This window comes from Streptomyces triticagri, from assembly GCF_003429565.1.
In the GTDB taxonomy this organism is placed as follows: Bacteria; Actinomycetota; Actinomycetes; order Streptomycetales; family Streptomycetaceae; genus Streptomyces; species Streptomyces triticagri.
In genome coordinates this window covers 63129-89085 of record NZ_QUAK01000027.1, presented here as the reverse complement: position 1 = coordinate 89085, position 25957 = coordinate 63129, and the positions used below count along the sequence as shown (strand labels likewise).

The window sequence follows — 25957 nt, the reverse complement described above, 5'->3', positions numbered from 1 at the left end:
CGGGCTCGTTCAGGATGCCGGGGTGCCGACCTGGCCGGTGTCGCCGGTCGGGGTGTCCGGAGCCTCCGGGGCGGGACTTCCGGCGTCCTCGTTCCAGGAGGTCAGGGAGCCGTCCGGCTGGAGTGCGATGTGCAGGCCGTTGTTCTGCCCGTAGGCCGCGCGGCCGTCGGCGTCCAGGGTGCCGATCTTCGCGCTGCCGTGGATGTCGGCCTGGAAGTGACTGGCACCGAGCCGGTAGACCTTGGCCGCCGAGCCGTCCTCGAGGGTGTCGATCCTGACCAGGACCCGCGTGACCGGCTTGGGCTTGGGCTTCGGCTCGGCGCGGTCGGCCCAGGAGGTGACGGTGCCGTTGGGCGAGAGCCTGATGTGCAGGCCGTTGTGGTCGGCGTCGGCGTTCCTGCCCTTCGCGGTCAGGGTTCCGGCCTTGCGGCCCTTGGCCCATATGTCGGCCTGGGCGCCGCGCTTGCCGAGCTTGTAGACCTTCACCGTCGAGCCGTCGCGCAGCTTGACGGTCTTCACGTACGTGCGCTGGTGGTGGCCGTGGGCCGTCGCGGCAGCAGCCGTGCGGGCGTCGGTGGCGGCCGGTGCGGCCAGGGCGCCGGCGGCGGAGAGCCCGACGGCGGCGAGCGCGGTCACGGCGATGAGCGCGGAGTGCAGGGAGCGGGAAGTACGCATGACGAAAGAGGCCCTCTCGGGTCGATTTCGGGGGAAGCGGCCGCCCCATTGCGGCACATCTACAACTCCGGACATGGATGAACAAATCGCCCGCGAGGAGATGTGACGACACTAACACGCCTGAATGATGCATTTCACAGCGAAACTGGATGTAGACCGCAAGATTTCCTGCGACCGGCCTACGAGGCCGGACGGGTCGCCCGGCCGGGCCATGGAGCACCGGACGCCGCAACACGCCACGACCACGGCTCCGCAGGAAGCGGACCCCCTGGACCGATAATTCGCCAATGCGCAATTATGTCCGGTCGTGGTCCGTGGCTCCGCTGCTCGTGGCCACCCTGCTCCTCGGCGGCTGCGCCTCCGGTCCATCCCCGGCCGACGGCGGTCCCGACCGGAGCGCCGATGCTTCCCCGTCCGCCGGGCGCCCGGGGCCTCCCGCCCCTCGCTCGGCGTCCGTTCCACTGCTCGGCCGACAGATGCAGCACTCCGTGGACCGCCTCGGAGCACGGCAGGTCGTCCTGGTGCAGGGCGAGGCGGTCGACTCCAGCTATGCGACGGTGACCCTGTACGAGCACCACCCGAAGGCCGGCTGGCACCGGGCGTCGCAACCCTGGCCGGCCCGCAACGGCCAGCGCGGCTGGACCGAGCACCACACGGCGGGCGACCGGAGCACCCCGGTGGGCGTCTACGGCCTCAGCGACGCCGGCGGGCTGCTGCCGAACCCGGGCACGAAGCTCCCGTACGACCAGGACGACGTCTATGCCGTCGACGGCGTCGGGTATCTGGGCGAACCGCTCGCCGGGGCGTTCGACCACGTGGTGGCCATCGACTACAACCGCCGCCCGGGCACCCCACCGAGAAATCTCACCCGCCCGATGGGCCCGGAGCGGGGCGGTGGAATCTTCCTGCACGTCGACCACCACGGGCCGACGCAGGCCTGCGTGGCGGTGGCGCGGGACAAGATGCGGGCGCTCCTGNACGTCGACCACCACGGGCCGACGCAGGCCTGCGTGGCGGTGGCGCGGGACAAGATGCGGGCGCTCCTGAGGTGGCTCGACCCCGCGAAGAAGCCGGTCGTCGCCATGGGCGATCCCGCGTCGATCTTCCGCTGACGGCTGCGGCGACGCGCCCGCGCGTGCCTCGTGAGCGGAAAGGGCCGTGCCCGCCGACTGGCTGCCGGTGTGCGGGAGTTGCCCGTCACCGAGCGGTCCGGCGGCGACCCGAGGGCCGCGCCGTCCGGGACCGCCCGGTGACGGGATGATCCGGTCAGTCGTCCTCGGGCGCCCCCGAGTCGTCGAAGTAACGGTGTACCGAGGTCGCGGCCTCGCCCGCCGGCAGCGCGGCCATGCGGGGCAGCAACTGTGCGGCGATCAGCGTGGACAGTGCGGAGTTGTCGCCGCCGCTGCCGCCGTCCGTGCGGACGACCACCGGCTGCGGCGCCTTGGAGGCGAGCTCGGCGCCCACATCGAGCCGGCGGCGGGCCAGTTCGTACTGGAGCACCGCCCGGTTGTCGCGGTAGGCCTTGGCGAGGGCGCGCTGGGCGCGGGCCTCGTTCTCCGCGGAGATCAGGCCGCTGCGGCCGCGGGTCTCGATCTCGAAGCGGACCCGCTGGGCGTTGGTCTCCTGCTCCTCCAGAAGCTGGGCGACCTCCTCACGTGCCCGGTTGAGCGCGGCCTTCACCTCGACGATGCGGGCGTCCCGCACCTTCTTGGCCCGCTCGATGTCCATGCCCAGGCTGTCGATGCGGCGCTTGCGGATGAGGCCCCACTCCTGCTCGTAGGCCGTCCGCTCCTTGGCGACCCGCTCACGGGTGGCCAGGTGCTGCTGGTACTGGGTGGGGAGCTGGACGTCCGGGATGTTGCAGCCGGTGATGCGGACGCCGTAGCGGTCCAGCTGACGGTTGAGCAGCTCCTGCATGTCGGCCACGTCGGAGCCGCGCAGATCGTAGGCCCGCTCGGTGCGCATCTTGCGGGCGCGCTGGCGGATGGCGTCCTGGACGGCGCTGGAGAGGACCAGGTCGAAGTTGCCCGCGCCGATGGCGCGGACGAAGAGCACCGCGTCCGTGATGCGGAACTTCAGGAAGAACTCGATGGACCGCAGTGGCACGTTCTCCTGCGTCGGGCAGGCCATCACCGGTGCGGAGTACGGGATCTCGGTCGCCGTGTCGACGACGAAGTCCACCCGCGACCAGGGGTGCCACAGGTAGTGGCGGCCTGCGTCGAGCGTGCGGGTGACGGCGCCGTACCGGGTCAGGACGCCGTTGGTGCCCTGCTCGATCTCGACGATCGAGGAGCGCCACCACCAGAGCGCGCCGATGACCAGGAGGAGGCCTCCGCCGGCGTAGGACAGGCCGGCGAGGGTGCCGTAGGCGAGGTCGGCGGCGCCGTCCGAGTCGGCCCCTCTGATCGTCAGCATCACGCCCATGAGCAGGGCGAAGAGGCCCAGCCACAGCGGGAGCATCCACCACAGTCGGCGGCTGTTGCGCGGGATGATGACGGGGATCAGGGTGCCCGCCTCGCCGCCGCGGAGCAGCTGGGCGATATTGCTCCAGGGCGCCACGGCCTCGGAGATGACCGACCTGCGGTCAGTGCGTGCGGCGCTCATTCGCCGGCCTCCTCAGTGTGGTCGGGGCGCTCGGACAGCGGGTCGCCGGGGAAGCCGACGGATGCGGCCCCCGGCTCGTACAGCGCTTCGGGGGCGGGCGGGGTCGCCGGTGCCGCCCCGTCGACGGCCGGTACGGGGACTCCGCCGGACTCGGCCTCCGGGGCCTCGGGCACGGTGGGGCGCTCGGCCTCGCGCAGTTCGTCGATCTCGCCCTGCCGCTCGGCGATCCGCGCGGCCACCTCGTCCAGGCGGGCGCGCACGGCGGCCATGTCGGCCTCGGTGAACAGCTCGTCACCGCGCTCGCCCACCAACTCCCGGGCCAGCTGCAGGAAGTCGACGCCGGCGGCGCCGCTGCCGTCCCCGCCGATCCGCACCAGACGGGGCAGGTGGTCGGCGACCTGCTCGAGGGTGTCGAGGATCTGCTGCTGGTAGCGGTACTCGAGGATCTCCGGGGCCTCGGCCGCGGTGACCGCCCGGATGTCCAGGGCCTGTGCCTCGAGCAGGGCCGCATTGGCCTTGGCCTCGGACTCGGCCTGGACGTACCGCTGACGGGCCAGGGCCTGGGCGCGGTTGGTCTCGCGCTCCACCGCGGTGTCCATCTGCGCCTGGTACTGGGCGATGTCGGCCTGGATCGCGGAGAGCGTCTCCTGGCTGCTCGCCAGCTCCTTGGTCAGGTCGCCCTCGTCCTGCTCCTTGCGCAGCATCAGCGCGTACTCGTGGGTGTACGCCTCCTTGGCCATCCGCACCATCTCGGGGGCGGCCAGGTCCATGCGGTAGGCACGGTCGGACGGCTCGGCGTGCGTGATGTTCGCGTTGGTCAGTTCGACCGCGGGCCGGAACTGCTGGTTCAGCTGCTCGACGAGCCGGCTGGTGTCCTCGCCGACCATGTCGTAGATGCCGGCCGCCTCCTGCTCGTAGATCAGGCTGCGGATGGTCTCACTGACCGCGTTGCTCAGCTTCTCCTCGAAGCCGCGGACGGCGCCGAGGGTGTAGACGAACTCGGTCGGGTCGCTGATCCGGAACTGGATGAACAGATCGATCGAGGCCTTGACGCCGCCCTTGGTCGGCGCCTCGCGCACGGGGGCGTTGAAGGGGTACTCGCGCGTCGTGTTGACGATGTACGAGACCCGCTTCCACGGGCTGATCAGGGTGACCCGGCCGGGTCCGACGACCTTCTCCAGCTTGCCGAAGCGGGTGATCAGGGCCTGGCAGCCGTCCGGGACCATCACCATGCCCTGGCGCCACCAGACGAAGGCGACGGCGAGCACGGCGATGACCCAGTAGTGGATGCCGAACAGCGGGTTCGTCAGCGGGGAGTCGTCGGCGGCCGAGACCACCGCGGTGCCGACGATGCCGAGGACGAGCAGACAGAGCACCGGCAGCATGCTGATGAAGGAGCGGCCCTTGGGCAGCACCATGGGGCAGATCGCGTGGACCTTGTCGCCGTCCTCGCGCTTCTGCTCGCTGCGGTTGAGCGCCTCGCCCGCCTCGTCGAGCGAGACGGTCTTCTGCTCCATCACGGTGGCGAGCGAGCCACCCTGCTCACGGGCCGCCGGGAAGTCGGCGGGGTCCATGCCTTCTTCCTGCGGTTCGTGACCGTCCGCCGTGTCGTCGCGCTCGTCCCGCGACCGTCCGGTCGCGCCTGCCGCGCGCCGCCGGACCTCGTCCTGAGCCGCCTGCCGCGGGTCGGCTCCGGAGGCTACCGCCCCTGCCACCCTGCGCAGGCTCTGCGCCTTTGCTCGCGCCACTGCGTCCCCCTTGTCGTACTTGTGTGTTCTCTACGTCCCACTTGCGTCGCCGGGCCGGGCCGGGCGTGGGCCCATCCCATCACTGCGTGCGGCTCCGGCAGGAGAGCGGGGCGACGATCGTGACCACTCCGGTGCCGCGGAGCGGTCGCCGACACCGCCGTCCCGCACGGCCGCTACCCGCAGGTCGGCCCGCCACACCCTCCGGGTTCCGCCGCACCGGGCGGCCCCGGAGGGGTCTTCGCGCGAGCAAGCCCTAGGAGAGCTGACCGCCCACCTCGTGCGCAATCAGTTCCAGTTGGTCGAGGTCGTCCAGGTCGAGGATCTGGAAGTAGATCCGCCGGGAGCCGATCTCCGCGTACCTGCCGATCTTGTCGACGACCTCGGCGGGGGAACCCGCAAGGCCGTTGGCCTTCAGCTCCGCCACGTCCCGGCCGATCACCGCCGCCCGGCGCGCGACCTCCGCGTCATCCTTGCCCACACAGGCCACCAGGGCGTTGGAGTACACCAGGTCCCCGGCCGCTCGACCGGCGGACTCGGCGGCCTCCCGGACCCGGCCGAACTGTCGCTCGCTGTCCTCGACGGAGGCGAACGGCATGTTGAACTCGTCCGCGTACCGCCCGGCGAGGCGCGGGGTGCGCTTCGCGCCGTGTCCGCCGATCAGGACCGGCAGCTTCGCCTGCGCGGGCTTCGGCAGCGCAGGCGAGCCGGACAGCTGGTAGTAAGTGCCGTCGTGGTCGAAGGTCTTGCCGGTGTCGGTGGACCACAGGCCCGTGACGATCGCGAGCTGCTCCTCGAGCCGGGCGAACTTCTCCTTCGGGAACGGGATGCCGTACGCCGTGTGCTCCTCCTCGAACCAGCCTGCGCCCAGGCCGAGTTCCACCCGTCCGCCGGACATCTGGTCGACCTGGGCGACCTGGATCGCCAGGACTCCGGGGAGGCGGAAGGTGCCGGCGGTCATCAGCGTGCCGAGGCGGATCCGGCTGGTCTCCCTGGCGAGGCCGGCGAGGGTGATCCAGGCGTCGGTCGGGCCGGGCAGGCCGTCTCCCCCGCCCATGCGCAGATAGTGGTCGGAACGGAAGAAGGCGTCGAAGCCGAGCTCCTCGGTGGCTTTGGCGACGGAGAGCAGTGTGTCGTAGGTGGCCCCCTGCTGGGGCTCCGTGAAGATGCGAAGATCCATGGCCACCATCCTGCACGCCCCGGCCGCTCACGGCGGACCGGCCAGCGGGTCGGGCGCGAGTCCCTGCTCCCGTGCGGTGAGCCGGCGCAGCATTTCGAGCACACGGTCCCTCGACTCGTCGGCGGCGTCGATCGACTCGATGCACTGCCAGTAGTACTGATCGGCGTCCGCCGAACAGGCCACCCCGACCAGGGCGATGCCCACCTCGCCGAGCAGGCTCCCGAGCCCGGTCAGTGCCTCCCGGATATCGGCGACCTCGTCCAGCCGCGCCGCCCGTATCGCTCCGCCGCCGGGCGGCCGGACGTCGAGCGTCCCGCAGCCGCGGCCGCTGACCTCGCTCAGTCCGAGGGCGTCACCGCGCAGTTCGGGCGGTCCGCCGACCGCGAGCCGGCCGCCGATCGCCTGGGCAAGGGCCTGCGCCTGCCAGGCCTCGCTCATGATGGCCGGCACCTCCTGGCAAGAGGCCAGCGCGCTCCGGCACTCCCTGATCAACCGCACCGCGTCCACCACGACTCCCCCGTCCCTCCTGGCGGCGCTCTCGCCGCCGCACCAGCCCGGTCTCACACCGGCTCCTTCAACTCCACTACCCAGAGTGAGCGTTCGGAGACCGAAAGGCCAGAGGAATACGGAAATCTGTGGACAGAAGTTCGGCTGTGGACAAGTGCGCCACTCCGCAGAGTGACGATCATGGGTGGGTTGACGCCGTAGAGGTGCGCCCGGGCCGCTTCACGGCCCCGACGGCGGCCGGCGTTTGCCGATCACCGGCGCATCCTCCGCGCGCCCCGAACTCACCGGGAACCGCCGCTCGTTGCGGTCGATCTTGGCCGCGAGGGCGTCCAGCGGATCGACGCCGAGCACCTCGCAGAACTGCAGCAAGTACGCGAGCACATCGGCGACTTCGTCGCGCACCCGGTGGGCCGTGTCGGGGTCCGTCATCACCCTGGCGGACTGCTCGGGCGTCAGCCACTGGAAGATCTCGACGAGTTCGGACACCTCGACGCTGAGCGCGGAGACCAGGTTCTTCGGCGTGTGGTACGGCCCCCAGTCACGCGCCGCCGCGAACTCGGCGAGTCTGCGCTGCAATGCCGCGAGGTCCTGTCGCCGATCCTCGTCCCGCACGATCCCCGTCACCGACTCGTCCGCCGTCTCCGGCCCGTTCTCCGTCACGGTCCAGGTCTACCACCGTCAGACCGTCCACCCCGTCCGCCCAGGAGGCGTCCCCCACGGTCGCCACCAGGCCGATGTGCCCCCGCTGTTCGGCCACGCCGACCGCAAGGGCCGCGAGTGCGCGGGCCTGCCGCCGGTCCAGACAGCGGTCGAAGCCGTCGGCGAGCACGGTCAGCGTCTGGAACGCCCCGGGCACCTCGGCGACCGGATCGACCTGCAGCACACCCGGCCCGGTGAGCAGTACCAGCGCGAGGGCGACGTATCTCAACTCCCCGTCCCCGAGCCGCTCGAGCGGCGTACAGGCGCTCCACGCGTCGGCTGTCCGCCCGGACAGCGCGCGGTCGAGCACGGCCCGCACGGTCCCGTCCACGAGCACCTCCGCCCGCAGGTCCGCGACCGGTCCCGCGCACCCGCGGCCCACGGCCTCGACCAGCGCGGCGTGCCGGATGCCGCACTCGGTGGCCGTGCGCCGCAGCACCTCGGCCAGATTGCCGCAGCCGCGCAGCAACCGACCCTCGGCGACCGGCACGGGCGCCCGCATCACGGACGGCCGCGGATCGCAGCCGAAGACGGAGCGCAGCGCCACCACCACCTGCTCGGCCGCCGCGAGCACCAGGCGCTCGCCGTCCGTGCGGCCGGCCACCCGCAGCGGCAGCAGGGCGGTGCCGAGCCGGTCGTCGGGCAGTGGCCCCTTGGTGACCTGCGCCGTTCCGCCGGTGTGCCAGGAGGCGGCGACCGTGCGGCGCGCCGGATCGCGGAGCGCCGAGGCGAGCAGGACACGCCCGCCGGCGGTCAACCGCTCGCCGACGAGCCGCAGTTCCGGTTCGGCCTGCACGGCCAGATCGAGTCGTACGGGACCGGCCGCGCCGTCCACCGTGCAGCCGATGCGGAAGCCGCGCCGGCGCTGCCGGTCGGGCCGTGCACTCTCCGGAACACAGACGCCCGGATCGGGGAAGACCTCGTCCAGCGTGCCCCCGGCCGCGAGGCCCGCCAGCGCCTCGTAGGCCCGCAGGGCGGTCGTCTTGCCGCTGCCGCTCGGGCCGGCCACCAGGGTGCACGGGCCGAGGGCGAGGACCGTACCGCGGTGCGAGGCGAAGGCGGAGAGCCGCAGTTCACGGAGTGCGGGACCGGCCGGGCGTACGTCGGACGCGGGGGTCTCGCAGTGCGCTGTCATGGGGCAGGACGTTAGGCGGCCCGCTGCGAGGCGAACCGTTTTGCCCTGGTGACCTTCCTACGATCGAGGGATCGTCGTCCCCTCCACGAGCCCCTGCACCTCGGTCCCCGACGGCGCGAGCAGGAAGACGTTCCGGTCGACGCGGTGCATGGCGCAGCCGCGTCCGAGGACGACGCCGCTGCTGAAGTCGAGGACCCTGCGGGCGACTTCGGTCTCCGCGCCCGACAGGTCGAGCAGGACGGGTGTGCCGGCCATCAGGGTCTGGGCGACCTCGCGGGCGTCGGCGAACACATTGACCCGCAGCACCACGAAGCGCCGTCTGGTCTCGGTCCTGGCGTCGGCCAGGGCGCGGTGTCCGGGCCACGAGGGCCACTCGTTGCGGCTGCGCAGCGGTACGACCTGGGCGAGCCCCTCCCACTGTTCGTCGGTGACGTCGTGGCTGTTCAAGGCCCCACCCCGTCCGGGTTCGCACTGTCGGTCTGCACGGGCCAATTCTTACGTCATTCACCCGATCGGCCCAACCGCGACACGGCGTTTGCTCGCGCACCGCTCGTATCGCGCCGTCTCGGATCAGTTCTGTCGTACCTGTAGACCGATCGACAGGCCTCTGCAACTCTTCAACAAATCACTGCAAAATCCGAATAGGAGTGGGAGAGGTCATGAGACTCCATCGTTGGAGAGGGCGCGCCGGAGCGGCCCTGGTCGCGGGCACACTGTTGCCACTCGCGATGTCCGCGCCGTCCGCGTCGGCCGGTGCGCAGGACCAACTCGCGGACGGACAGCCGGCGTCGGCGAGTTCCGCGCGGGACGGCCACGGCGCCGGCGAGATCACCGACGGCGACTCGGGCACGTACTGGGAGAGCTCCGCGAAGGCCACCGCCGGGACACCCCAGTGGGTGAGCACGGACCTCGGCTCGACGGTCCGGGTCGGCAAGGTCGTCCTGAACCTGCCCGCGGGCGACGGTCCGCAGAAGCAGACCCTGAAGCTCCAAGGCAGCACCAACGGACGGGACTTCACCGACCTCACCGAGGCGAAGAGCCGGACCTTCCGCGCCTCGGCCAGGACCCCGAAGGCGGCACGGACCACGACAGCGGACCTCGGCGGCGCCCCCACCCGCCACATCCGGGTCCTGATCACCGCAGGCCCCGGCGGCAAGTCGGCACGCCTCGCCGGAATCGAGGTGTACGCGGACCGGCACGGCGATGCCACCGCGCCGACCGCACCGGGCGGCCTGAAGCAGTCGGCGTCCGAGTCCGGCACCACGCTCGAATGGCAGCCGGCCGAGGACGCGAAGGGTGTCACCGCCTACGACGTGTTCGCCGACGGCCGGCTGCGCACCAGCGTCGCCGGGGACACCACCACGTACACCGACCCCCAGCGCAGCGACGAGCCGGTCACTTACACCGTGCGCGCCCGGGACGCGATGGGGAACCAGTCGGCGGACAGCGACTCGGTGACCCGCAAGCCGGCGGGCCCGTTCCGGGTGTCCGAGCCTGCCTCCACGCCGAGTTCGGCCGCCGTGGAGCGCGCGCCGGTCGCCGCGAAGGGACCCGGCGCCCCCTCAGCGCCGGGCACGTCCGCGGCGGACGACGCGGTCGCGGCGGAGAAGAAGAAGGCGCGAGGGAAGGCGCAAGCGGCAGCCGGTGAGGGCGCCACCATGCCGTACTCGATACTCGAGGCGGAGGATGCCGAACTCGGCGGCGGCGCCGCGGTGCTGGGCCCCAACCGCACCATCGGCGACCTCGCGGGCGAGGCCTCCGGCCGCCGCGCGGTCACCCTCGAATCGACCGGCGACTCCGTCGAGTTCACCACCGACCGGGCCACCAACACCCTGGTCACCCGCTTCTCCATCCCCGACGCCCCGGGCGGCGGCGGCATCGACTCGACTCTGAACGTGTACGTCGACGGCACCTTGCACAAGGCGATCGACCTCACCTCCAAGTACGCCTGGCTGTACGGCGCGGAGGCCAGCCCGGGCAACTCCCCGGGCGAGGGCGACCCGCGGCACATCTACGACGAGGCGCAGCTGATGCTCGACGAGACCGTGCCGGCGGGCAGCACGGTCAAGCTGCAGAAGGACGACGGCAACGACTCCGAGTACGCCATCGACTTCGTGAGCTTCGAGGAGGCCACGGAGGCGGCCAACCCGGACCCGGAGACGTACGCGGTCCCCGACGGTTTCACCCATCAGGATGTGCAGAACGCCCTGGACGAGGTGCGGATGGACACCACGGGCAAGCTGGTAGGCGTCTATCTGCCGGCGGGTGACTACGAGACGTCCAGCAAGTTCCAGGTGTACGGGAAGGCCGTGCAGGTCGTCGGCGCGGGTCCCTGGTTCACCCGCTTCCACGCGCCCGAGGGGCAGGAGAACACCGACATCGGGTTCCGCGCGGACGCGGACGCGCAGGGCTCGTCGTTCGCCGGCTTCGCCTACTTCGGCAATTACACCTCGCGGATCGACGGCCCGGGCAAGGTCTTCGACTTCGCCAATGTCTCCGACATCACCATCGACAACATCTGGAACGAGCACATGGTGTGCCTCTACTGGGGCGCGAACACCGACAACATCACCATCAAGAACTCCCGTATCCGCAACATGTTCGCCGACGGCATCAACATGACCAACGGCAGCACGGACAACCTGGTCAGCAACAACGAGGCGCGCGCCACGGGCGACGACAGCTTCGCCCTGTTCTCGGCGATCGACGCCGGCGGCGCGGACATGAAGGACAACGTCTACGAGAACCTGACGTCGGTCCTGACCTGGCGGGCCGCGGGCCTGGCGGTCTACGGCGGCTACGACAACACCTTCCGCAACATCCGGATCGCCGACACCCTGGTGTACTCCGGGATCACGGTCAGCTCGCTCGACTTCGGCTACCCGATGAACGGCTTCGGGCCCGGACCGACCACGCTCGAGGACATCAGCATCGAGCGGGCGGGCGGTCACTTCTGGAACGGGCAGACCTTCCCTGGGATCTGGATGTTCTCCGCCTCGAAGGTGTTCCAGAACATCCGCGTGAACAACGTGGACATCGTGGACCCGACGTACAGCGGGATCATGTTCCAGACCAACTACGTGGGCGGGCAGGCCGAGTTCCCGGTCGCCGACACGATCCTCACGGACGTCAGCATCAGCGGGGCGCAGAAGAGCGGTGACGAGTACGACGACAAGTCGGGCTTCGGGCTGTGGGCGAACGAGATGCCGGAGGAGGGCCAGGGACCCGCGGTCGGCGAGGTCACCTTCCGCAATCTGGAGCTGAGCGACAACGCGGAGGACATCCGCAACACCACCGACACGTTCACGATCAACGTGGAGGAGTGAGCGGGGGCCCGACCGCCCTCGGCGAGCGGTACTGAGCGGGCGGGTTCCGGACCTCCTCACCTCACTGTGGGGTCCGGGACCCGCCCGCGGTCATGATGGGCGTATGTCCACGCACGGTCGTCCGGACCGCTCCCCCGCCGCCTCGGGTGCCACCGTCGAGCAGTTGCTCGCCCGGGTGCCGCCCGGCGTCCTCGAGGTCGTGGCGGCGCCGGCCGGGCTCGGGGCACAGGTGACCGAGGTGACGCTGCACGATCCCGGTGAGGAGCCCGTCCCCGGTGCCGAGGGTCTGGTGCTGCTCGCCATCGGTGCGGACACGGCGTCGCCGGCCGCGGCGGACGTGGTCCGCGGGGCCGGGCGGGCAGGAGCGGCGGCCGTGGTCCTGCGGCAGGGACACGGCGGTCCGGATCCGGGGCTGCTCGCCGCGGCCGGCGAGACCGGTGTGGTGGTACTCGGCCGCCACCGTGCAGGTCAGGGCTGGACGGAGACACTGGGGCAGCTGCGGACCGCGCTCGCGGCCGGCGGGGCGTCCGGGCCGGTGGCGGTGGACGGGTTGCGGCTCGGCGATCTGGCGGGCCTGGCGAATGCGCTGGCCGATCTGGTCGGCGGGGCGATCACCGTGGAGGACCCGCAGTCACAGGTGCTCGCGTACTCCCGGATGGTGCACGAACCGGACGCCATGCGGCGGTTGACGATCCTCGGGCAGCAGGTGCCGCGCTGGCGGGTGGCCGAGCTGCGCGAGAGCGGCTTTCTGCAGGAGCTGTGGCACAGCGGCGACGTGCTGCGGCTGCCCGCGGACGACCGCTTCGCCGAGCGCCTGGCGATCGCGGTGCGGCTGGGCTCCGAGGTCCTCGGTTCGCTGTGGGCGGCCGGTGACGGACGTCCGCTGCCGGACGGGGCGGTGGCGGCGCTGCGCACCGCGGCCCGGGCGGCCGTCCCGCACCTCGCGCACCATCAGACGTGGGGGCGCGCGGCGGCCCGTGCGCGCGATGCGGCGGTACGCGCGGTGCTCGACGGCGCCCCGCACGCGGCCCGGTCCGCGCACGAGGCGGGCATCGAACCGGACCGGCCGTACCGGGTCCTCGCCATCGAGGCGTACGACGAGCGGGCCTTCGGCGAGAGGGTCTTCGGCGAGCAGTCCTTGGGCGAGGGCGGCGGGTTCCCGGGTCCGGCGGGCGCCATCGAGCAGCGTGTGCTCGATGTGCTGGCGCTGCAGGCGGCCGCGGACCGGTCCGGTTCGGTCACGGCCCGATCAGGGCGGCGCCTCCACGTCCTCGTCCCCGGTGGGCTGGACGACGGCGGCCTCGGACGCCGGCTGGTCGAGACGGCCCGTACGGTGCCGCACAGCGTGGTCTTCGCCGGGGTCGGTCCGACGGCGCCCGACCTGTCGTCGCTGCCCGCGTCCCGCGAGGAGGCCGAACTGGTCGTACGGGTGCTGCGCGAGCGCGCCGAGGGCGACGGCGCCGGACCGCTCGAGTCGGCCTGGGCCGACAGCTCCGAGGTGGCCGCCGAGACCGTCGCCCTGCGCATGCTCGACCGCCTCGAGCCCCTGTGGGAGGCGCTCACCGGACCGGTGCACGCGCTGGTCGAGCACGACCGGACACACGGTTCCGGCTACGGGGCCTCCGTGGCCGCCTATCTGGACGCCTTCGGCGACGCACGCCGGGCGGCCGAACGGCTGGGCGTGCACCCCAACACCCTGCGCTATCGCCTTCGGCGGGCCCGCGAGCTGTTCGGTGTCGATCTGTCGGACCCGACGATGCGGCTGCTCGCGGCCATCGGGCTGCGGCTCGTCCGACGACCATGATCGTTTACGTGTACGGGAGCACAACGCGGCAGCTCTGACCTCGTCGGGCGCGGAGAAGACACGGCCGGTGACCGACCCGGAGACTGGACCGGAGAGCACGCGTACGTACGAGCGACGGAGAGTGACCCAGGTGTCTTCCGGCCGGTCCACAGAGCGGGCAGAGAGGCGTGCGGCAGCCCTGGCGGAAGCCGTCCGCCGGGGCATCCTCGGCCCGGAGCAGCCCCTCGTCGGCCTGCTCGACATCGACGACGTCCTGCATGCGGTCGACGCGCTGCACCGGGCGTTCCGCACCGCCTTCGACGGTCCGGCACCCGTGCGGCACGCCTTCGCCGCGAAGGCCTGCGGTCTGGTCCCCGTGCTGAGGCTGCTCGCCGAGGCCGGCATGGACTGCGAGGTCGCCTCGCCGGGCGAGCTCCAGCAGGCGCTGGCCGCGGGCTTCACCCACGACCGTCTGGTGTTCGACAGCCCGGCGAAGACGGTCGAGGAGCTGGAGTACGCACTCGGTCACGGCATCGCGGTCAACATCGACAACTTTCAGGAACTGGCTCGTGTGGACGGCCTGTTGGGAGAGGGACGACCCGCGGGCCCGGTCGGGATCCGGGTGAACCCGCAGGTCGGCTCGGGCGCGATCGGCGCCATGAGTACCGCCACCGACACCTCCAAGTTCGGTGTGGCGCTGCGCGATCCGGGCGCCGAGGACGCGGTCGTCGAGGCGTTCCTGCACCGGACCTGGCTCAACAGGCTGCACGTGCACGTCGGTTCGCAGGGCGTTCCGCTTCCGCTTGTCGCCGAGGGCATCCGCGTCGCCCACGGCCTGGCCGAGCGGATCAACACCGAGGCCGGCCGGCAACAGGTCACCGGGCTCGACATCGGCGGCGGTCTCCCCGTCAACTTCGACGACGAGGACGACCGGCCGACGTACGACGACCTCGTGGCCGAACTCCGCTCAGCCGTACCGGACTTGTTCGGCGGCCGCTACACCCTCGTCACCGAGTTCGGCCGCTCGCTGCTCGCCAAGAGCGGCACGATCGCCTCGCTCGTGGAGTACACCAAGTCGGCGGGCGGCCGCCGGATCGCCGTCACTCATGCGGGCGCGCAGGTCGCCACCCGTACGGCGTTCGCGCCCGAGGCCTGGCCGCTGCGGGTCGGGGTCCTCGACGCGAAGGGCCACCCGAAGGCCGGCCCCACCGAGGTGACCGATGTCGCGGGCCCGTGCTGCTTCGCGGGTGATCTGACGGCACAGGCGCGCCCGTTGCCGCCGATCGAGCCGGGTGACGTGGTGGCCCTGTACGACACGGGCGCCTACTACTTCTCCTCCCACTTCTCGTACAACTCGCTGCCGCGGCCCGCTGTTTACGGGTACCGCGCCACAGCGGACGGTGACGTACGGTTCGCACTCGTACGCGAGGCGCAGAGCATCCGCGGGGTGGTCGAGGAGAGCGGCCTCGAACAGGCGGGTGCGCTGGTGGAGTTGAGACTGGACTCCCCCGCGGACGACGCCTAGGCCCTGATGTGAAAGTGCTGGTGGCACGGGTTGCTAGGGTCCAGGCATGACGCGCTTGAAGATCGAGATATCCGTCCCCGAGAGTCATGCGGAGGTGGTGATCGAGGCTCTCCACGCGGCCGGTGCGGGGCGGGTGGGCGAGTACGCAAGGTGTTCCAGTGTCTGGAAAGTGACCGGCAGCTGGCAGGCCCTGCCTGGCGCACAGCCGTACGACGGTGAAGTCGGTCTCGTACGGCACAGCGAAGAGTGCCGGATCGAATCGGTCTGTGACGCGGATCAGGCCAGGGCCGTCCAGCGGGCTGTCCGCGATGCCCACCCCTACGAGGAGGCGGTCATCCATTTTCTGCCGCTGTACGAGCCGTAAGCAGCGCTGGTCAGCCCGCCTCGGGACATTTTCGCAACAGGCCCTGGGCCGCCGGACAGGACCTAGGCCGCCTCGGCGAGGCTGCCGTCCGTCGAAGCGCCGGAGGCGATGCCGTGGCTCGGCTCGGGGACCGATTCCGGGGAGAGCAGCACGGAGCGCCGGCCGTCGACGCCGACCGGTACGTCGCCGTCGACGGTGACCCGGCGCAGGGTGCGCTCGTGGTCGTCGGAGTCGTCCACGCCGTAGTGCTGGGTGGCACGGTTGTCCCAGATGGCGACGTCGCCTGCGCGCCACTGCCAGCGGACGGTGTTCTCCGGGCGCTCGACGTGCGCCTGCAGCAGGTCGATGATGGCGCGCGAGTCGGCGGCGCGGAAGCCGGCCAGCTTCTGCAGGAAGTTGCCCAGGATCAGGGTGCGTTCACCGGTCTCGGAGTGGACGCGGACGACCGGGTGCTCGGTCTGGAACTTGGTGGAGGTGAACACCTTGCGGTGCTGCTCCAGGGCGGCGGTACGGGCCTCGGGGCGGGCGGCGGCGTAGTCGTAGTCGTTGGTGTGGACGCCGCGCAGGCTGTCCGCGAGTACGCGCAGCGGCTCCGGGAGCGAGGCGTAGACGGCGGCCGTGTTGGACCACAGGGTGTTGCCGCCGTACGGCGGGATGACCTCGGCGCGGAGGATGGAGAACGCGGGGTAGGCGGGGACGAAGGTGACGTCGGTGTGCCACTGGTTGGCGCGGCCGCCGTGGTCGTTGTCGATGCCGAGGGCGTAACGGCCGTCCACGGAAGGCACCGTGGGGTGTGCGACGGGGGTGCCGAGCAGGCGGCCGAATGCCTCGTGGCTCTCTGCGTCGAGGTGGGACTGGTCGCGGAAGAAGACGACCTTGTGCGTGAGGATTGCGGTGCGGACGGCGGTGAGGGTCTCGGCGTCCAGGTCGCCGCCGAGGCGGACGCCCTCTATGACGGCGCCGATGCGGCCGCCGACCTTGTGGGTGGTGAGGGGGGTGGTTGCGGTGGTCATGGGTTTCTGTCCCTTCGGGGTGGGGTCGTGGTGGGGTCGTGGTGGGTTGTTGATTGCTCTCGGAGCGGAACGAAGTGTGTGCAGGTGAGGTGGGTCTCCCGGTCCCGCCCTTTCACCGTTTCCTCCTGCCGGAGAGGCCTCCTCAAGCGCCGGAGAGGCTGGAACTGGAGCCTCCTCAAGCGCCGGACAGGCCGGATCCGGGGCCTCCTCGAGCGCCGGAGGGGCTGGAGCTGAAGCCTCCTCAAGCGCCGGAGAGGCTGGATGAGCCGGAGCGGCTGGATGCGGGAGCTCGAACTGAGCATGGTTCGGTGGATCTCGGGTGGTCAATGACGTCCGGTGACGCTTCACGACCCTGCAATGCGGCCGACATCGGGGGCATCGTGCACGTCACATGTGGTCGCCAAATCACCTGCGGACAGGGCATGTTGAACGTCCGATCCAGGAAGGATCCCGAGATGCCGACCCCCACCTCCGGTGACGGACGGCGCGGCGCGAACGCCGCCGCCGTGCTGCGTGCCGTGCTCGACCACGGGCCGGTGGCCCGGAGCCGGATCGCCCGTCTCGCCGGTCTGAGCCCCGCCGCCGTGTCCCGGCAGTGCACCGATCTGACCCGGCTCGGCCTGCTGCGGGAGATGCCGGAGCTGGTCGCGCCGGGCGCGGTCGGCCGGCCGCAGATCCCGGTCGATCTGCACCCGGGCACCGCCGGCGGCCCTCTGGCGGCCGGTGTGCACATCGGGGTCCCGCAGTCCACGTTCTGTGTGGCCGATCTGCGCGGGCGGATCCTCGCCCGCGGGAGTTTCCGGCACGAGGGTGTGCCGGCGGGTGTGCTGCCCGACCGGGTGGGGCGCGCCCTGGCCGAGTTCATCACGCCGTACGTGGGCGGCGGACGGCTGCTCGGAGTGGGCGCGGTGCTCGGCGGCTGGGTGGATCCGGGGCGCGCCACCGTGGTCCGGCACGATGCGCTCGACTGGCACCGGCTGCCGCTCGGCGCCGAGTTGGAGCGGCACACGGGCCTTCCCGTACGCATGGACAATCACGCCCGTGCCGTCGCCCAGTCGGAGCTGTTGTTCGGCCGGCCGGAGGCCCGTCGCTCCCTGGTGCACCTGTTCGTGGGGAACGTGGTGGACGCGGCCGTGGCCATCGCCGGCGTGGTGCACCGGGGTCCGCGCTCCGCGGCCGGCGACGTGGCCCATCTGCCGGTGCCGGACAGCACGGTGGTCTGCCCCTGCGGCCGTACGGGCTGTCTGGAGGCGACCGTCTCGGACACGGCGCTGGCCAGGGAGGCCGTGGCGCGCGGAATCGTGCCGGAGGAGAGCGCCGCGCTCATCGTGGACGCCGCGGCGTCCGGCGACCGGCGCGCCGACGAGCTGCTGCGGCAGCGGGCCCGCGCGGTCGGCCGCGCGACCGGCCTGCTGCTCGATGTGCTCAACCCCGAACAGGTCGTGATCACCGAGCAGTCGAGCCTGCTGGAGGCGGAGTACCTGGCGGAGATCAGGGCTGCGGCGGTCGCCCATTCGCACGTCTGCGACGACCCCGAACGGATCGTGGTCCCACATGCTGGACCGGCGGCACTTCCGGTCGCGGCCGTCACCGTACTGCTGAATCCCCTGTTCAGAAGCCCGCTGCAAACCCTGGGCAAGACCGACGCAATGGCGCCTTCACAGTGAGGACGCAGGGCGCCGAGGACGCCGTTGACCGCGTGTGGCGTGCGCTGTCATTCTGCTCCGCGTGAACCCGGATCCGCGCCTCGTCGCCCGTTGGCACGTCGACCTCTGTCGGCAGTCCAGCGCGCTGTGTGCCGTGCGCCGCTGACGTAGTCCCCTCGACCGTCGAGCACCTCGCCGGCCCGCCCGCCCCGATGTCCTTCCGGGCCCTGCCGCGCGAGTGATTACTTCCTACCGCAGCGAAACGAACGGGTCACACCCATGCGTGTACACGCTCCCCCAGCCTCCCCTGCGCACCCTCAACTCCCCTCCAGACGCGCCACATTGCGCGCGGCAGGCGCCGGCGCTCTGGCGCTCGGCGCGACCGGCGGGCTCACCGCCTGCCGCTCCGCGGTCTCGGTGGCGGCCGGCGAGGGCGGCGCCCGTCGCGGCGGGTCCCTCACCGTGGGCATCCATGTCGACTTCACCCCCGCCCTGCTCTTCACCCAGAGCGACCAGGCGCTGCAGCAGCGGCTGATCTACAACACCCTCATCCGCTACGACGAGAAGCTCCGGCCACAGCCCGAGCTGGCCCGCTCCTGGCAGTACGCCGACGACGGCCGGAGCATCACCCTGAAGCTGCGGGACGACGTGACGTTCCACGACGGGCGGGCCTTCACCGCGGACGACGTGATCTTCGCCGTGGAGAACCTCAGAAAGCCCGAACGGTCCGCCCAACTGGCGTCCACAGCACGTGCGGTGACCGGCTTTCAGAAGCGCGGCGAGCACGAGCTGGTCCTCAAGCTCGCGCATCCCGTGGCCAATCTCTTCGACCTCTTCGAATTCATGATCATCACGGACCGGCACACCCTGGACGACGCGCTGAAGGGCCGGCGGCTGAACGGCACCGGCCCGTTCCGCTTCGACCGCTGGCGGCCCGGCACCGGCGTCCGCCTCAGCCGCAACGACCGCTACTGGATACCCGACCGCCCCTATCTCGACTCCGTCGAACTCCGCGTCTACAGCCACCCCGACGCCCTGCTCTCCGCCCTGCGCTCCGGCCAGGCCCAGCTCTCGTACGGCGTGTCCGGCAAGCATCTGGCGCCTCTGAAGGCGGCACCGAACTTCCGGATCAAGCGCTACGACACAGGCAGCGGCGCCGCCTATGTCGGGGCGTCGGTCGGGACGAAGCCGTCCGACGACAAGTCCTTCCGCCAGGCCGTCGCCTGGGCCGTGGACCGCGAGCGGGTGGTCCAACAGGCCCTGGGCGGCTACGGGTTGCCCTCCGCCGCCCCCTGGCCCAGGTCCTCGCCCGCCCACACCGAGGCCGACCGCATCCACTACACGCACGACCCCGGCAAGGCCCGCGCGCTCCTGAAGTCCTCCGGAGTCTCCACCCGCACCCGGGTCCCGCTCGGCCACCCGAGCCAGCCGCTGCACACGGCGATCGCCGAGATCGTGCAGTACGACCTCGAACAGGCCGGCATCCGCACCGAGTTGCAGCCCCACGACTCGGCCACTTTCCAGAAGAAGCTGATCTCCGGCACCATGCCCGCCCTCTGGGTCAACCTGCACGGCTTCGCCCAGGTGCATCCGGCGACACTCGCGGTGAGCGCGTACCCCTTCAACGAGGCCAAGAACACCTCGGGTTTCCGCAGCAAGGCATACACCGATGCGGTCCGCGCGGCCTGGCAGCAACGGGACGCGGACGGGCCGGCGGCGCACGCGCGCTATCAGCGGGTCTCGGACCAGCTCCTCGAGGAGGCGTTCATCATCGACCTCGCGATCCAGGACCAGGTGGAGGTCGCGGCGGCCCGGCTGCGCGGGGCCACGCTGAACAAGTTCAGCTATCTCTCCCTCGACCACGCGTACTTGGCGTGATCATGGGTCGCTATCTGCTGAAGCGGATCCCGTCCGCACTCGTCGTCCTGGTCATCGCCTCCGTCGTGGTCTTCGGCATTCTGCGGCTCGTCCCCGGGGACGCGGCCACCGCGCTCGCCGGACCCGACGCGAGCGAGGAGTCCGTCGCCGCGATCCGCCGACAGCTGGGCCTCGACCAGGCGTTGGCCGTCCAGTATGTGCACTGGATCGGCGATCTGCTGCGCGGCGATCTCGGCCCGTCGTACGCAGTCGGCGGCGAGGTCGCGGACCTGATCGGCGAGGGATTCGGCGCGACGGTCGAACTGACCCTGGGCGCCCTGCTGTTGACGATCGCGATCGGTCTCGCGCTCGGGGTGCTGGGTGCGACCTCGCGGCGCCGCTCGGTGCGGGGCGTGGTGCAGGCCCTGACGACCGGAGCGCTCGCCGTGCCGCCGTTCGTCACCGGAGTGCTGCTCGTGCTGGTCCTCGCCGTCGGATTCGCCGTACTGCCGTCCGGCGGGCGGGTCGGCCTCTTCGAGGCGCCCGATCTGGAACTGCAGTATCTGCTGCTTCCCGCGCTGTGCCTCGCCCTGCCGAGCGCCGCCGTCGTCGGCCGCTACCTCAAGGACAGCCTGCAACAGGCCTTTTCCGAGGACTACATCCGTACGGCGACGGCGGCCGGAGTCTCCCGGCGCCGGCTCCTGTGGCGGCATGCCCTGCCCAACGCACTGCCGCCCGTAGTGACCCTGATCGGCATGCAGACCGGCCAACTCCTCGGCGGCGCGGTCCTGGTGGAGGCGATCTTCGCCTGGCCGGGGCTCGGGCAGCTCGCCGAGACCGGGCTCACCGCCCGTGACTATCCGGTCGTCCAGGACCTGCTGCTGCTTCTGGTCACCGTCTTCGTCCTCGTCCAGCTGCTCACCGATGTGGTGCACGCCTGGCTCGATCCCCGCATCCGGTGGGAGTGATCACCGCCATGACCAGCACAGTTTCCTCCGCCCCCGCCGTCAGGCGCGGGACGGCCGCACGCCACCCCTATCTCGCCGCCCTGACGACGACCAGGGCACGGATCGGCCTCGTCCTGGTCGGCGCCGTCGTCCTCGCCGGACTGCTCGCGCCGCTGCTGAGCAGTCACGCACCCACCGCCCAGAGCGGCCGCGCACTGGTCCCTCCCGGCACGGGCGGCCATCTGCTCGGCACCGACGACCTGGGCCGTGACCTGCTCAGCCGCCTCCTGTACGGCATCCGCACGGACCTGGAGGTGATCGCGCTCGCCGTGCCGATCGGTGCGCTGCTCGGCTGCGCCTTCGCGCTGCTCGCGGCCGTGCATCCGGTGCTCGACACGGTGGTGCAGCGCGCCTTCGATCTCGTACTCGCCTTCCCCGGCCTGATCCTCGCACTCGCCGTGACGGCGATCCTCGGACCGGGCCGGCTGCCCGTGATCGTGGTGATCACCCTGGCCGAAATCCCGGTGTTCGGAAGGCAGTTGAGGGCCGGGATCCTCGTCCAGCGGGAGCGTGACTACGCGGTCGCCGCCCGCGTCGGCGGCACCCGCAGGGCCCGCCTCCTCATCCGCCACATCCTGCCGAACTGCGCCGACCCGCTCGTGGTGCAGCTCGCCGTCTCACTCACCGTGGCCGTATTCCTCGAGGGCGCCATGAGCTTCCTGGGTGTCGGCGTACGCCCGCCCGAGCCCACCCTCGGCAACTCGCTCAGCCAGGCGCTGCCGTATCTGTCCCAGGCCCCGTACTTCGCGGCCGGCCCGCTGCTGATCGTGACCCTGCTCGTCCTCGGCCTCTCCCTGCTGTCCGAGGCCCTCAACCGGGAGACCCGCCGATGACCGCCACCACCCCAGCCTCCCTCGAACCCGCACTGCTCGAAGTACGCGGCCTGGGCGTCGACTTCACCGCCCCGGACGGCTCTCCGGTACATGGCGTACGGGGCGTGGACCTCACCCTGAGGCGCGGCGAGACCGTCGCCGTGGTGGGCGAGTCCGGCTCCGGCAAGTCGACCACCGCGCTCGCCCTGATGCGGATGCTGCCCGGGAACGGCCGGATCGTCTCCGGTTCCGTACGCCTGGACCGTACGGACCTCACCACCCTCGGCGAAGACGAACTGCGGACCGTACGCGGCGCCCGGATCGGCATGATCTTCCAGGACCCGATGACCTCCCTGAACCCGGTCCTGACCATCGGCCGGCAGCTGGACGAGGTCCTCCGCGCCCACGCTCGCGAGCACGACGCGGGCCACCGGGACCGCCGCGCCCGCCGCCGGCGCGCGCAGGAACTCCTCGAACTGGTCGGCATCCCCGATCCGGCGCGGCGCCTCGACGACCATCCGCACCAGTTCTCCGGCGGCCAGCGCCAGCGCATCCTGATCGCGATGGCCCTCGCGAACGAACCGGACGTCCTGATCGCCGACGAGCCGACCACCGCCCTGGACGCCACGGTCCAGGAGCAGATCCTCCAACTCCTCGCCGAACTCAACGAGAAGACCGGCACGGCCCTCCTCCTCATCACCCACAACCTCGGCGTCGTGGCCCGCTCCTGCGACCGGGTCCTGGTGATGTACGGCGGGACGGTCGTCGAGGACGGCGCCACCGCGGACGTGCTCGGCAGCCCTCGACACCCGTACTCCGCGGGGCTGCTCGCGGCCGTGCCCCGCCTCTCCTCGCCGTCCGGCACCCGGCTGTACGGCATCCCCGGGTCGCCGCCCGATCTGTCGCTGCCGGTGGTGGGCTGCGCGTTCGCCGCGCGGTGCCCGTCCGCGGACGCGGAGTGCGGGACGGTGCCGCCGCCGCTCGTCGCGGACGGCGGGGCGGCGGATGTACGCAGGGTGGCCTGCCACCATCCGGGCGGCTCCGGGGTGACGGAGGTCCCCCGGCGTGTGCCGTCGGAGGTACCGGTGGGCGCCGCCCGGACCGACACGGTCGACGGTGGTGCCCCGCTGCTCGAAGCGACCGGTCTGCGCAAGGAGTTCGGGCGCCGGGCCCGGGGCGGACGCCGCGATCCGCTGGTCGCCGTGGACGGGGTGGACCTGCGTCTGGACGCGGGGGAAACGCTCGGCATCGTGGGCGAGTCCGGGTCCGGCAAGTCCACGCTCGCCCGGATCCTCGTGCATGCGCACCCGGCGGATGCGGGAGTCCTGAAACTGCGCGGTTCGGACGTGACGCGGCCGTCCCGGGCGGCGCTGCGGGCCCTGCGGCAGGAGGTGCAGATGGTCTTCCAGGACCCGTACGCCTCGCTCAACCCGCGGATGACGGCAGGCCGGATCATCGCCGAGCCACTGCTGGCGCGCGGCGGCTTCGAGGACCGTGCGGCGCGGCGGCGACGGGTCGGTGAGCTGCTCACCCAGGTGGGGCTCGATCCGTCGGCCGCGGATCGCCGGCCGCGGGCCTTCTCGGGCGGCCAGCGGCAGCGGATCGGGATCGCCCGTGCGCTGGCGCCCGAGCCGTCTGTCCTGGTGTGCGACGAACCCGTCGCCGCGCTCGACGTCTCCGTCCAAGCCCAGATCATCAATCTGCTGACCGATCTGCAGCGGGAGTTGGGGCTCGCCCTCGTCTTCATCGCACACGATCTGGCCGTCGTCCGGCAGGTCAGCCATCGCATCGCGGTGATGCGTCACGGCCGCTTCGTCGAGACGGGGCGCGCGGACGACCTCTGCGACTCACCTCGCGAGCCGTACACGCGAGCACTGCTCGCGGCTGCTCCGGAGCCAGTACGGGTGCCTGCGGCTGCGTGAGCCCCGGACCCGCCCCTTCCCGAAAAGTCCTGCCGGACGGGCCTCCTCAATCGCCGGAGGGGCTCCGTTGGAGCCCGACCGCTGGACGAAGGAGCGGGTGAACACACGTACGGTGACGGCGCCTTCGGGCGCCAGATCGCGGACCCGTACGCGGGTGCGGGGGCCGAGCCGGAGGCTTCGGACAGCCTCAAGTCGTTCGGGGAGGTGGTGAAGGCGTTCCGGCGGCGGGCCGGTCTGACGCAGGAGGAGTTCGCGCCCAGGGTGCGGTACTCCGTCCCGACGGTGGCTTCGATCGAGCAGGGCCGGCGCTTTCCGACGCCGGACTTCGTGGACCGGGCCGAGGAGGCGCTGGACGCGTTCGGGGCGTTACGGGGTGCGGCGCGGCACCTGTCGCGGCAGCCGGGGCTGGCCAGTTGGTTCCGCCAGTGGGCACGGCTCGAGGCGGAGGCGGTGAGCCTCTACACGTACGAATGCCGGTTGGTGCCGGGGCTGTTGCAGACGGAGGCGTATGCGCGAGCTGTTTCCCTGAGCGTTCCTCCGTTGCCGGACCCGGACGAGTTGGAGCAGCGCGTCACGGCTCGGCTCGCGCGGCAAGAGCTCCTGTCCACGTGCCGGAAGCCACCGACGGCGTTCAGCTTCATCGTCGAGCAGGCGGTCCTGGAGCGGCGCACCGGAGGGGAGGCGGTGACGCGGGAGTTGCTCGATCACCTGGTGGACCTGATTGAGCGTCACTGGAACCTGGAGCTGCAGCTGATGCCATCCATCCAGCCGTCGCATGCCGGTCTGGACGGGCCTCTCCAGCTCATGGAGACGCCGGGCAATCGCTGGTTCGGCTACTCGGAAGGGCAGAAGAACGGCCGTCTGATCTCCGACCTGAAGGACATCAGCGTGCTGCACCAGCGCTATGCCAAGATGCGCTCGCAGGCCCTGACTCCGGCAGACTCCCTTGGCCTGCTGAAGCGATTGCGAGGAGCGCTATGAGCATGTCCGAGTTGGACTGGTTCAAGAGCACTTACAGCAGCGGTTCCGGCGACGACTGCGTCGAAGTGGCCCTGGACTGGCACAAGTCGACGTACAGCAGCGGCAGCGAGGGCGACTGCGTAGAGGTCGCCCCCACCCCCCACCTCATCCACATCCGCGACTCCAAGCTCCCGGACGGCTCTCGTCTCGCCGTCGCCCCCGCGGCCTGGGTCGACTTTCTGGCCCACGCCGCGACCTGCGAGATGTGAAGGCGGTACCGCCTCCACGTACCGGCGGTACCGATTTCCGTACCCCCAACTGCATTTGCTTGTCCGGTCGTAGAAGCCGACCATAGGGTGACGACCCTGACGGACGTAATCGACCTATACATTCCGTCAACAAGAGGCGCACCGGCACGGGCGGTGGACCGCCGCCCACGGGGGATCAGGAACGCCATTGACCACACATGTCGATCATTCCCATGAAGAGGTCCGCGTCTGTGCCGCACCGCAATGGGTGCGCGACGCGGACCTCTCGCAGCTCACCACCCGAGAACTCGAAGTACTCGACGCATTGGGAAAGTGTCTTTCCAATACGGTCATTGCGCGGCGCCTGTGCGTCGCCGAGCGGACCGTGAAGAAGCACATCACCAGCGTATTCGTGAAACTCGACATCTCCACGCGCGCGGAGGCCGCAGTGATTGCGACCTTCAAATCCTGCGCCGAAAGGTGCCCAAGAGGACACTAGTCCGGCTTGCAATTCCCGTGACACCTTCACCGGGTCAATACCGAACCACAGGGGAGTGCAACTGTGACTACAGCAACTCTGGTGCGCGAGAACGAGACTCAGGCCGAGTCCGTTCAGGCCAAGGCCGTCAGCGCGTACACCAACGCATCCATCGGCGCCTACGTGGCCGCGACCACCGCTCCGGCGCGTGCCATCGCCTCCATGCGGGCGAAGATCGACCGTGGCCTGGTGCGTTACGACGCCTGGTTCCTGATCTTCACCGCCGTCGTCCTCGGCCTGGGCGCGACGATCTTCGCCGGCCTGGTGGTCTGGTGCGTCGTGAAGCAGAACAAGAAGTTCACCGGCTCGTGGTCGTTCAAGGACTTCGGCCTCAAGGTCAGCGCCGAATGTAAGTAGCTGACCGACCGGTAGGTCCACTGGTGTCCGGGAAGCCCTCCCCCCGCAATGGAA

At 71.1% G+C, this 25957-nt stretch carries 22 protein-coding genes and 2 pseudogenes; 15 read left to right on the top strand and 9 right to left on the bottom strand.

What is annotated here, in order from left to right; genetic code table 11:
- Positions 1-9: 9 nt before the first annotated feature.
- From DY218_RS06385 to DY218_RS06345, 8 genes are all read right to left on the bottom strand, one after another.
- On the bottom strand, positions 10-675 hold the full coding sequence (locus tag DY218_RS06385) for a hypothetical protein (protein ID WP_128554922.1): 666 nt from the start codon (positions 673-675) through the stop codon (positions 10-12).
- A 1266-nt stretch (positions 676-1941) separates the two neighbouring features.
- A complete protein-coding gene (locus tag DY218_RS06375) occupies positions 1942-3279 on the bottom strand; it encodes an SPFH domain-containing protein (protein WP_128554920.1) in 1338 nt (445 codons plus the stop codon).
- Complete coding sequence (locus DY218_RS06370; protein ID WP_128554919.1) at positions 3276-5027, bottom strand: SPFH domain-containing protein; 1752 nt, start codon at positions 5025-5027, stop codon at positions 3276-3278. Before DY218_RS06370 ends, DY218_RS06375 begins: the two co-directional genes overlap by 4 nt.
- A 253-nt stretch (positions 5028-5280) precedes the next feature.
- Positions 5281-6204, bottom strand: coding sequence for an LLM class F420-dependent oxidoreductase (locus DY218_RS06365; RefSeq protein ID WP_128554918.1), 924 nt, complete (start codon positions 6202-6204; stop codon positions 5281-5283).
- Between the two features lie 27 nt (positions 6205-6231).
- Positions 6232-6711 (bottom strand): DUF6099 family protein, encoded by a 480-nt coding sequence (locus DY218_RS06360; RefSeq protein ID WP_128554948.1) that lies wholly within the window; start codon positions 6709-6711, stop codon positions 6232-6234.
- A 219-nt stretch (positions 6712-6930) separates the two neighbouring features.
- Complete coding sequence (locus DY218_RS06355) at positions 6931-7323, bottom strand: nucleotide pyrophosphohydrolase (RefSeq protein WP_128554917.1); 393 nt, start codon at positions 7321-7323, stop codon at positions 6931-6933.
- Entirely contained in the window at positions 7250-8545 is a 1296-nt protein-coding gene (locus tag DY218_RS06350; protein ID WP_233521395.1) for an ATP-binding protein, read from the bottom strand. The genes DY218_RS06355 and DY218_RS06350 overlap by 74 nt, the downstream gene beginning before the upstream one ends.
- 57 nt (positions 8546-8602) lie before the next feature.
- Positions 8603-8992: a cell division protein SepF gene (locus tag DY218_RS06345; RefSeq protein ID WP_128554916.1), complete on the bottom strand. Its 390-nt coding sequence runs from the start codon at positions 8990-8992 to the stop codon at positions 8603-8605.
- Between the two features lie 212 nt (positions 8993-9204).
- Here DY218_RS06345 and DY218_RS35790 point away from each other — a divergent pair.
- The 5 genes and pseudogenes from DY218_RS35790 to DY218_RS06325 all read left to right on the top strand — a co-directional run.
- Positions 9205-9684: pseudogene (locus DY218_RS35790) on the top strand (discoidin domain-containing protein); the annotation flags it as partial.
- A 504-nt stretch (positions 9685-10188) separates the two neighbouring features.
- Positions 10189-11871 (top strand): annotated as a pseudogene (locus DY218_RS35785) (hypothetical protein); the annotation flags it as partial.
- A gap of 103 nt (positions 11872-11974) precedes the next feature.
- On the top strand, positions 11975-13675 hold the full coding sequence (locus DY218_RS06335; protein ID WP_128554914.1) for a PucR family transcriptional regulator: 1701 nt from the start codon (positions 11975-11977) through the stop codon (positions 13673-13675).
- Positions 13676-13796: 121 nt separating this feature from the next.
- Positions 13797-15179: a type III PLP-dependent enzyme domain-containing protein gene (locus tag DY218_RS06330; RefSeq protein ID WP_407703565.1), complete on the top strand. Its 1383-nt coding sequence runs from the start codon at positions 13797-13799 to the stop codon at positions 15177-15179.
- Positions 15180-15225: 46 nt separating this feature from the next.
- Positions 15226-15543, top strand: a complete 318-nt coding sequence (locus DY218_RS06325) for a hypothetical protein (protein ID WP_128554912.1) — start codon at positions 15226-15228, stop codon at positions 15541-15543.
- A 62-nt stretch (positions 15544-15605) separates the two neighbouring features.
- Here the strand turns inward: DY218_RS06325 and DY218_RS06320 are convergent, their stop codons facing one another.
- Positions 15606-16556: a TauD/TfdA dioxygenase family protein gene (locus tag DY218_RS06320; RefSeq protein WP_128554911.1), complete on the bottom strand. Its 951-nt coding sequence runs from the start codon at positions 16554-16556 to the stop codon at positions 15606-15608.
- A 455-nt stretch (positions 16557-17011) separates the two neighbouring features.
- Between DY218_RS06320 and DY218_RS06310 the strand changes: the two genes are divergently transcribed.
- The 10 genes from DY218_RS06310 to DY218_RS34435 all read left to right on the top strand — a co-directional run bounded on the left by DY218_RS06310 (position 17012) and on the right by DY218_RS34435 (position 25903).
- The gene (locus DY218_RS06310; protein ID WP_128554910.1) at positions 17012-18223 is read left to right on the top strand and encodes an ROK family transcriptional regulator; all 1212 of its coding nucleotides are present in this window, start codon (positions 17012-17014) and stop codon (positions 18221-18223) included.
- A 34-nt stretch (positions 18224-18257) separates the two neighbouring features.
- The gene (locus DY218_RS35780) at positions 18258-18368 is read left to right on the top strand and encodes a putative leader peptide (RefSeq protein WP_407703564.1); all 111 of its coding nucleotides are present in this window, start codon (positions 18258-18260) and stop codon (positions 18366-18368) included.
- Between the two features lie 113 nt (positions 18369-18481).
- Entirely contained in the window at positions 18482-20080 is a 1599-nt protein-coding gene (locus tag DY218_RS06305) for an ABC transporter substrate-binding protein (RefSeq protein WP_128554909.1), read from the top strand.
- Positions 20081-20082: 2 nt separating this feature from the next.
- Positions 20083-21027, top strand: a complete 945-nt coding sequence (locus DY218_RS06300; RefSeq protein WP_128554908.1) for an ABC transporter permease — start codon at positions 20083-20085, stop codon at positions 21025-21027.
- Positions 21027-21899 carry an ABC transporter permease gene (locus tag DY218_RS06295; RefSeq protein WP_407703567.1) on the top strand — a complete coding sequence of 291 codons (873 nt, stop codon included), beginning with the start codon at positions 21027-21029 and terminating at the stop codon, positions 21897-21899. The genes DY218_RS06300 and DY218_RS06295 overlap by 1 nt, the downstream gene beginning before the upstream one ends.
- Positions 21896-23800: a dipeptide ABC transporter ATP-binding protein gene (locus tag DY218_RS06290; protein WP_128554906.1), complete on the top strand. Its 1905-nt coding sequence runs from the start codon at positions 21896-21898 to the stop codon at positions 23798-23800. Before DY218_RS06295 ends, DY218_RS06290 begins: the two co-directional genes overlap by 4 nt.
- A gap of 135 nt (positions 23801-23935) precedes the next feature.
- Positions 23936-24781: a helix-turn-helix domain-containing protein gene (locus DY218_RS06285; protein WP_128554905.1), complete on the top strand. Its 846-nt coding sequence runs from the start codon at positions 23936-23938 to the stop codon at positions 24779-24781.
- Positions 24778-25029, top strand: coding sequence for a DUF397 domain-containing protein (locus DY218_RS06280; protein WP_128554904.1), 252 nt, complete (start codon positions 24778-24780; stop codon positions 25027-25029). Before DY218_RS06285 ends, DY218_RS06280 begins: the two co-directional genes overlap by 4 nt.
- Positions 25030-25216: 187 nt before the next feature.
- Positions 25217-25507 (top strand): response regulator transcription factor, encoded by a 291-nt coding sequence (locus DY218_RS06275; RefSeq protein WP_128554903.1) that lies wholly within the window; start codon positions 25217-25219, stop codon positions 25505-25507.
- A gap of 63 nt (positions 25508-25570) precedes the next feature.
- A complete protein-coding gene (locus tag DY218_RS34435; protein ID WP_199566639.1) occupies positions 25571-25903 on the top strand; it encodes a hypothetical protein in 333 nt (110 codons plus the stop codon).
- The last annotated feature ends 54 nt before the right edge of the window (positions 25904-25957 follow it).

Coding starts and splice junctions, on each gene's coding strand:
- DY218_RS06385 (WP_128554922.1), bottom strand. CDS start 675: ATGCGTACTTCCCGCTCCCTGCACTCCGCGCTCATCGCCGTGACCGCG.
- DY218_RS06375 (WP_128554920.1), bottom strand. CDS start 3,279: ATGAGCGCCGCACGCACTGACCGCAGGTCGGTCATCTCCGAGGCCGTG.
- DY218_RS06365 (WP_128554918.1), bottom strand. CDS start 6,204: ATGGATCTTCGCATCTTCACGGAGCCCCAGCAGGGGGCCACCTACGAC.
- DY218_RS06350 (WP_233521395.1), bottom strand. CDS start 8,545: ATGACAGCGCACTGCGAGACCCCCGCGTCCGACGTACGCCCGGCCGGT.
- DY218_RS06335 (WP_128554914.1), top strand. CDS start 11,975: ATGTCCACGCACGGTCGTCCGGACCGCTCCCCCGCCGCCTCGGGTGCC.
- DY218_RS06325 (WP_128554912.1), top strand. CDS start 15,226: ATGACGCGCTTGAAGATCGAGATATCCGTCCCCGAGAGTCATGCGGAG.
- DY218_RS06320 (WP_128554911.1), bottom strand. CDS start 16,556: ATGACCACCGCAACCACCCCCCTCACCACCCACAAGGTCGGCGGCCGC.
- DY218_RS06310 (WP_128554910.1), top strand. CDS start 17,012: ATGCCGACCCCCACCTCCGGTGACGGACGGCGCGGCGCGAACGCCGCC.
- DY218_RS06305 (WP_128554909.1), top strand. CDS start 18,482: ATGCGTGTACACGCTCCCCCAGCCTCCCCTGCGCACCCTCAACTCCCC.
- DY218_RS06300 (WP_128554908.1), top strand. CDS start 20,083: ATGGGTCGCTATCTGCTGAAGCGGATCCCGTCCGCACTCGTCGTCCTG.
- DY218_RS06290 (WP_128554906.1), top strand. CDS start 21,896: ATGACCGCCACCACCCCAGCCTCCCTCGAACCCGCACTGCTCGAAGTA.
- DY218_RS06280 (WP_128554904.1), top strand. CDS start 24,778: ATGAGCATGTCCGAGTTGGACTGGTTCAAGAGCACTTACAGCAGCGGT.